Raw genomic sequence first — 7,115 nt, 5'->3', positions numbered from 1 at the left:
AATAGTTTAAAATATTCATGCGTTTGTCGTGTTATTTTTCTGAAATAGTATGACAAATATAAAAAAATATAGTATAATATAATAATGTAATAATTTTAAATTTAAACTCCAAACTTTGAATAACAAATTTGGAGGCAAAAAATAAAACATTGAAAATAGGAGGTTGCTTTTTATGGAAAATATCGAATTTGAAAGTTTCGATAATATTGAAAATGATGATTCAGGACGATTGTATGACATGGGGAAAAGTTACTATGACAGCGGTTCTGACATTCTTGCCGAAAAATATTTGAAAGAAGCCGCTAAAGGTGGAAATAGAAAGGCTTTTCTTTTACTTGCTGATATTTATCTAAAATACGACAAACTAAATTTAGCAGAAAAATATTTAAAAAAAATTGCTGATGGTGGAGATTTTGAACTACAGGATAAACTTGGAACAGTTTATAAAAGAAAATCAAATTTTGAATTAGCTGAGTATTACTATAAACAAGCTATAAATAATGGAAATCAAAGAGCACAATATCACTTAGGGAAATTATATTATTTATTCAAAAAGAAAAATTTAGCAATAGATTATTTAAAACCTATTGCTGATGAGAGAGATCAGGAAGCTCAAGTATTGCTCGCAAAAATTTACTATGACAATGGTCAAGTTGACTTGGCTGAAGAATATTTGCACAAGGCAAAAGATAATGGTGAAGCATATTATCTTCTTGGAAAATTGTATGGTGAAAAACAGGACATTGAAACTGCTGAAAAACATTTAAAAACAGCAGCAGATGACTATGACAATAAAAGAGCACAGGAGGTTCTTTCAAAACTTTATACAGATAAAAACAATCTTACTCTTGCAAAACACTATTTAACATTGCTTGCAGATGAAAATCATTTGGAAGCTTTTGCACTGCTTGGAAACATTTTTGCTGATGAAAAGAACTATAATCTTGCCTACACAAATTATGGATATTTTTTTGAAGGTAAAAAACGAGAAAATGCAAAAGTTGATATGAAAAAAATTGACGATGCAAAACTTAAATTTAATTTTGGAAAATGCTGTATAAAACTTGGAAAATTTGATGTTGCTGAACAAAATTTGAAAGGCAGCGAATATCTTAAAATTTCTGACAATGTAATTGAAGTTGCAAAACTTTACGAAGAAGCAGATCAATTGAAATTGGCTATCCAATACTATAAATCAGCTTTGCATTTGTAATTTAAATAAAAATAAATAATAAATTTTAGGAGGAAAAATGGCAACTACAAAAACAAAAATAGGTAATTTTGAGTTTGAAAACTGCTTTATGAATGCTGCTGGAGTTTACTGTTATGACAAAAACGAATTGGAACAAGTGATAAATTCACAAGCTGGAACATTTGTTACCAAAACTGCCACATTACAGTCACGTCCTGGAAATCCTGAGCCTAGATACCACGACACAACTTTAGGAAGCATAAATTCAATGGGCCTCCCAAATTTGGGATTTGATTACTATTTAGATTATTTACTGGAATTGCAGAAAACACATCCTCATAGAACTTTCTTTTTCTCACTTGTAGGAATGTCAACAGAAGACACTCACGCATTACTAAAAAAAGTTCAAGAAAGTGATTTTAAGGGAATAACAGAACTTAACCTGTCTTGTCCAAATGTGCCAGGAAAACCACAAATTGCCTATGATCTGGAAACTACTGAAAAGTTGCTGGCAGATATTTTTTCATATTTCAAAAAACCGCTTGGAGTAAAATTGCCTCCCTACTTTGATATTGTCCACTTTGACCAGGCAACCGCAGTATTCAATAAATTTCCATTGACATTCATAAATTGTATAAATAGCATTGGAAATGGGCTTGTAATTGAAGATGAAAATGTTGTAATAAAGCCTAAAAATGGATTTGGAGGAATTGGTGGAGAATATATAAAACCAACTGCTCTTGCTAATGTTCACGCCTTTTATAAAAGATTAAATCCTTCTATCAAAATTATTGGAACGGGAGGAGTTCTTACAGGACAAGATGCTTTTGAACATATTCTTTGTGGAGCGAGCATGGTACAAATCGGTACGACTTTACATAAGGAAGGTCCTAGCGCTTTTGAAAGAATAACTAACGAATTAAAGTCTATTATGGACAAAAAAGGATACAAAACTATCGAAGATTTCAGAGGAAAATTGAAATATTTATAATTTTTTCAACCCACTATTTTAATGGTGGGTTTAATAATAAAAAATAAAAAGTAAAGTAAACAATGAAATAAGGTGATAAAATGGATAAAATAAGTTTACTTCAAAAAATAATTGATGAAAGTAAAAGAATCGTCTTTTTTGGAGGTGCGGGAGTTTCTACAGAATCTGGCATCCCTGATTTTAGAAGTGCAAATGGAGTCTACAATTTAAAACTTAATAGAAATTTTTCTCCAGAAGAACTTGTTTCCCACACAATGTATGAAAAATATCCTGAAGAATTTTACAATTTTTATAAAAAACATCTTGTTTATCCAAATGCAAAACCAAATTTCGCTCATAAATATTTGGCAAGGCTAGAACAAGTTGGAAAATTAGCTACTGTAATTACCCAAAATATCGACTGTCTGCATGAAATGGCTGGAAGTAAAAATGTCCTGAAACTTCACGGAACTGTTGACAGCAATACTTGTATTATTTGCAACAAAAAATACAATATGGAAGAATTTTTAGAAATCTGTGAAACTGAAAATATCCCGCATTGTTCAAAATGTGGCGGAATTATAAAACCAGATGTTACTTTATATGAAGAAGTACCTGATCCAGATACTTTTAGAAAAGCAATAAACGAAATATCTAGAGCCGATACATTAATTATAGGCGGAACTTCCCTTATCGTGTATCCAGCAGCTTCTCTTGTGCAATATTTTCAAGGAAAAAATCTTGTTTTAATAAATAAATCCAAGACTGAGCAGGATAATTTTGCAAATTTAGTTATACACGAAAGCATAGGAGAAGTTTTTAAAAAATTAAAATAATTAGATTAAAATAAAAAAATAAAGAGGTGAAAATGGTAAAAGTATTATTTGTCTGTCTAGGAAATATATGCCGTTCTCCAATGGCAGAAGCAGTATTTCAAGAAATGGTAAAAAAAGAAAGGCTATCTGACAAAATCATAATTGATTCAGCAGCCACAAGTTCCTGGGAACATGGAAATCCAGTTCACCACGGCACTAAAATTAGGCTTGCTAAAGAAGGAATCGGTGTTGAAGGAATGTATTCCAGAATTTTAAATAATGATGATTTGGATGCCGATTATATTATTGGAATGGACGAAAGTAATATAGAAAATATAAAACTTTTTACAAATGGAAAAAATAAAGGTGAAATAAAAATGCTGTTAGAATACGCAGGAGAAAACCGAGAAATAAAAGATCCGTGGTTTACCGGTGATTTTGATACAACTTATGATGATGTTGTGAAAGGTTGTAATGCATTACTAGAGTTTATTAAAAAGAATAATTTGAATTAATTATACTAAAAATATTTGGTGCTAAACATTTATAAATTTTTTTTAAATAAATGAATAGCACCAATCTTATTTTTATACCAATACTGAATTCCTTTTAAATAACAGATTTATTGTAAATTTTTAGATTAAAGGATTAAAATCCAGTATTTATTTCCTAATTATTAAAATATAATTTTCATTTTTTAAACAGAAAATAGTATAAATACTACAAATATTCAAGATATTTTTTATACTAAAACAGCTCTGCTATATATTTAATCAACTCCTCAATAGTGTCAAAAAATATTCCATAATTCAGTACTGGACGTTTTATTGCTAAAATTTTTACTCCGCATTCCTGACATGCCTCAACTTTTTGAAGTTCTCCACCAGTTTCACCGCTTTCCTTCGTAATAAGATAATCAATCTTAAAATCTTCTAACATTGCAATATTCATATTTTTAGAAAATGGCCCCTGCATTGCTATTATATTTTTGGGTAAATATCCAAGCTCTTCTGCACTTTGGATTGAAGTCGTTGTCGGTAATATTCTAACAAACAAATTATTTTTATTACTTATTTCCTTTATTTCTGCCAAAGTATTAGAGCCTAGTGTACTTAGTACATTTTTATTTTCGACTTTATCCAAAAATTTAATTATTTCTTTTAAATCATTAAATTGAAATACATTTTTATTTCCATAGTTAATTACTTTTCTTTCAAACCTCACATATTTAATCTTTTCTCCTGCTACAGCTCTTTCATTCAAATAACTTACCATTGAAATAACAGTATTACTAATATTCTGTGCATATGGATGACTAGCATCGATGATCAAATCAATATTCTTTTCTAAAATCATGCCTTCAATCTGCAATACATTTAATCTCTCTGAAATCACATGTACTCTTTCATTTTTAGCTACATCTTCAAGCAATTTCCCTCCATATTCAGTAGCTGTACTCACAATGATTCCATCTTCCCTAACCTTCAAAACTTCATCTAAAATACTTCTGGAATCCTTAGTTCCACCAATTATCCAAATCATTTAATTTCCCACTCCTAATCATTATAGTTTTAGTATCTTCAAATATATTTAAATCTACTCCTTTATTATTATACTAATAATTTCAACTTTTGCAAGCATTATTTACAATTTAATTATTATAATTTTCTATAAAATGCTCAAGAATAATTTTTTAAATAACTTAAAATAAAACTTTCTTAAATTATTTCATTAAAAATAATTTTAAAAACTACAATGTCCCTAGCTGTACTAAATGCCATAAAAAAATAGAAATTATATTAAGAATAAGAAATCTTAATTTTATATTAATATAGTATGTAATTCAAAATTCATTAAACATTTGCTACTTAAATAGGAAATGATGTGAAGCTAACAAAAAAAGTTAAATATAGCACCATAAATCAGACTATCAAATAAATTTTAATAAAATATAAAAATATCTCAAAAAGAAACTTTACAATATAGAAAAAATCTGATATTCTTATTATTGTGAGAAAATATTTTTTAAGACAATAATTAATATTTTCTTAAAGCTAAACTTTGTAGAAATAAAAGAAAGGAATATATAATATTTATATATTGAAAAATTATGAATAATAATCTAAAATTATATATTGTAAGACACGGACAAACTGAATGGAATGTTTTAAAAAAATTTCAAGGACAATTAAATTCACCACTTACATTAGAAGGGATAGAAAAAATAAAAGAAACTTCAATAGAGCTTGAAAATATAAAATTTGAAGCAGTTTACACTAGTGAACTAGGCAGAACAATTTCTACTGCTGAAATAATTTTACAATACAACAATTCTGAAAGGATAAAAGATACTAATAAAAAATTAAAACCACAAAAATTATCAGAATTAAATGAAATCTATTTCGGAGAATGGCAAGGAATGAATTTTAAAGAAATCTTTCTAAAATATCCAAAAGAAGCTCATAATTATTTTTATGAAGTAAAAAATTACAATGCTAAAAATATAAAAGCTGAAGAATTGAAAGATGGATTAGAACGTTTTTTAAAAGGTATTAATAAAATTGTAAACAAACATAAATCTGGAAATATCCTAATTGTAACACACGGAACGGTCCTAGAACTATTTTTAAATTACATTCAAAATAAAGAAGCCAAAAATTTAGATGAACGTAAACTAATAGGTAACGGACAATACAGAATTTTCACTTTTGAAAATGAGAAATATAAAATCCTTTAAATCAATTTTATCTAATTTACTTCATAAATCTGCAGCAAATAATTATAAAAATATAGGTCAATCACATATTAAAATTTCTTCTTTATAACATCATTTATTTATTCGATGAAATAAATATCTTGACTTTTCACAAAAAATTCAAGATACACTTTCAAATTTCTTAAAGACGACTCATTTAAATTTTTTAAGTTTTTTCTTATAATTATTTTTATAAGAATAATTAAAATTATTAGGACTTTTATATTTTTATAAATAATTATCTAGTATAGATTTTATTCTAGCATATCTCTAAGAGACTTTAAAAGATAATTAATACTTTCGAGATAAACATTTTATGAAAGCAGACGTACAGAATTTTCGGAATGAATTTCTTTTTCTATTATCATACAATATAAAATGATTATATAGAATCTTATCATTAAAAGAGACTAGCGCTCCTTTTAAATTTTATATGTATTTATAACGATTCAAAAGAATTAAACTTTCAATGGAACAAATTTTTTAATGCGTTTATTGTGGTTATAAATAAAATATAGCGATATAAAAGTAAATAGACATAAATCAAACTGAATTCAATTTCAAAGAAAAAAATGGCGTCCCCGGTTGGACTTGAACCAACGACCCTCTGATTAACAGTCAGATGCTCTAACCAGCTGAGCTACGGAGACGCAAAGAAAAAAAGTTTGGCAACTTCCTATTTTCCCGGGACGAATCCAAGTATCGTAGGCGCAGGCAGACTTAACTGCCGGGTTCGAAATGTGACCGGGTGTATCCCTGCCGCTATGATCACCAAACTATGTAAGATTAAATTGTATGAACTAAGACAATGAGAAATAAATAGTAGAAGTAAAAGACTACCTAAAAAGCATATGTAATATTAGTACCAGTCAGCTAAACGCATTACTGCGCTTACACCTCTGGCCTATCGACCATGTGTTCTCCATGGATACTGCGAGTACTCATCTCAAAGCTGGCTTCCCGCTTAGATGCTTTCAGCGGTTATCCATTCCAGACGTGACTACTCAGCCGTGCCACTGGCGTGACAACTGATACATCAGAGGTCTGTCCAACCCGGTCCTCTCGTACTAAGGTCAGATCTTTTCAGTACTCAAGCGCCTGCAGTGGATAGGGACCGAACTGTCTCACGACGTTCTGAACCCAGCTCGCGTGCCTCTTTAATGGGCGAACAGCCCAACCCTTGGGACCTTCTCCAGCCCCAGGATGAGACGAGCCGACATCGAGGTGCCAAACACTTCCGTCGATATGGACTCTTGGGAAGTATCAGCCTGTTATCCCCGGGGTAGCTTTTATCCGTTGAGCGACGGTCCTTCCATTCGGAACCGCCGGATCACTAACTCCCACTTTCGTGCCTGCATTGCCCAGATTTATGGTAAAGGTAAG

At 29.8% G+C, this 7,115-nt stretch carries 6 protein-coding genes, 1 tRNA gene and 2 rRNA genes; 5 read left to right on the top strand and 4 right to left on the bottom strand.

All coding sequences use genetic code 11. The features are described 5' to 3' along the window. Positions 1-172 precede the first annotated feature (172 nt). From HMPREF1552_RS07155 to HMPREF1552_RS07140, 4 genes are all read left to right on the top strand, one after another. Positions 173-1,213 carry a lipopolysaccharide assembly protein LapB gene (locus HMPREF1552_RS07155; RefSeq protein WP_021744469.1) on the top strand — a complete coding sequence of 347 codons (1,041 nt, stop codon included), beginning with the start codon at positions 173-175 and terminating at the stop codon, positions 1,211-1,213. Positions 1,214-1,250: 37 nt separating this feature from the next. Next, positions 1,251-2,183, top strand: a complete 933-nt coding sequence (locus tag HMPREF1552_RS07150) for a dihydroorotate oxidase (RefSeq protein WP_021744468.1) — start codon at positions 1,251-1,253, stop codon at positions 2,181-2,183. A gap of 80 nt (positions 2,184-2,263) precedes the next feature. After that, entirely contained in the window at positions 2,264-2,998 is a 735-nt protein-coding gene (locus HMPREF1552_RS07145) for an NAD-dependent protein deacylase (protein ID WP_021744467.1), read from the top strand. A gap of 32 nt (positions 2,999-3,030) precedes the next feature. Next, positions 3,031-3,492 (top strand): low molecular weight protein-tyrosine-phosphatase, encoded by a 462-nt coding sequence (locus tag HMPREF1552_RS07140; RefSeq protein WP_021744466.1) that lies wholly within the window; start codon positions 3,031-3,033, stop codon positions 3,490-3,492. 232 nt (positions 3,493-3,724) lie between these two features. On the opposite strand, the gene cobK is transcribed toward HMPREF1552_RS07140, so the two are convergent. Beyond that, complete coding sequence (cobK, locus tag HMPREF1552_RS07135; RefSeq protein WP_021744465.1) at positions 3,725-4,519, bottom strand: precorrin-6A reductase; 795 nt, start codon at positions 4,517-4,519, stop codon at positions 3,725-3,727. Positions 4,520-5,087: 568 nt separating this feature from the next. Between cobK and HMPREF1552_RS07130 the strand changes: the two genes are divergently transcribed. Further along, positions 5,088-5,714, top strand: coding sequence for a histidine phosphatase family protein (locus HMPREF1552_RS07130; RefSeq protein WP_021744464.1), 627 nt, complete (start codon positions 5,088-5,090; stop codon positions 5,712-5,714). Positions 5,715-6,305: 591 nt separating this feature from the next. On the opposite strand, the gene HMPREF1552_RS07125 is transcribed toward HMPREF1552_RS07130, so the two are convergent. The 3 genes from HMPREF1552_RS07125 to HMPREF1552_RS12570 form a co-directional block, all read right to left on the bottom strand. Beyond that, a tRNA-Asn gene (locus tag HMPREF1552_RS07125) sits at positions 6,306-6,382 on the bottom strand. Between the two features lie 13 nt (positions 6,383-6,395). Beyond that, a 5S ribosomal RNA gene (gene rrf / locus HMPREF1552_RS07120) occupies positions 6,396-6,508 on the bottom strand. A gap of 63 nt (positions 6,509-6,571) precedes the next feature. Further along, positions 6,572-7,115: ribosomal RNA gene (locus tag HMPREF1552_RS12570) — 23S ribosomal RNA — on the bottom strand; the annotation flags it as partial.

Source organism: Leptotrichia sp. oral taxon 879 str. F0557 (genome assembly GCF_000469385.1).
GTDB lineage: Bacteria > Fusobacteriota > Fusobacteriia > Fusobacteriales > Leptotrichiaceae > Leptotrichia > Leptotrichia mesophila.
The sequence above is the reverse complement of the archived record's forward strand: the minus strand, read 5'-3'. Positions and strand labels throughout refer to the sequence as shown.

Coding starts and splice junctions, on each gene's coding strand:
- HMPREF1552_RS07155 (WP_021744469.1), top strand. CDS start 173: ATGGAAAATATCGAATTTGAAAGTTTCGATAATATTGAAAATGATGAT.
- HMPREF1552_RS07150 (WP_021744468.1), top strand. CDS start 1,251: ATGGCAACTACAAAAACAAAAATAGGTAATTTTGAGTTTGAAAACTGC.
- HMPREF1552_RS07145 (WP_021744467.1), top strand. CDS start 2,264: ATGGATAAAATAAGTTTACTTCAAAAAATAATTGATGAAAGTAAAAGA.
- HMPREF1552_RS07140 (WP_021744466.1), top strand. CDS start 3,031: ATGGTAAAAGTATTATTTGTCTGTCTAGGAAATATATGCCGTTCTCCA.
- cobK (WP_021744465.1), bottom strand. CDS start 4,519: ATGATTTGGATAATTGGTGGAACTAAGGATTCCAGAAGTATTTTAGAT.
- HMPREF1552_RS07130 (WP_021744464.1), top strand. CDS start 5,088: ATGAATAATAATCTAAAATTATATATTGTAAGACACGGACAAACTGAA.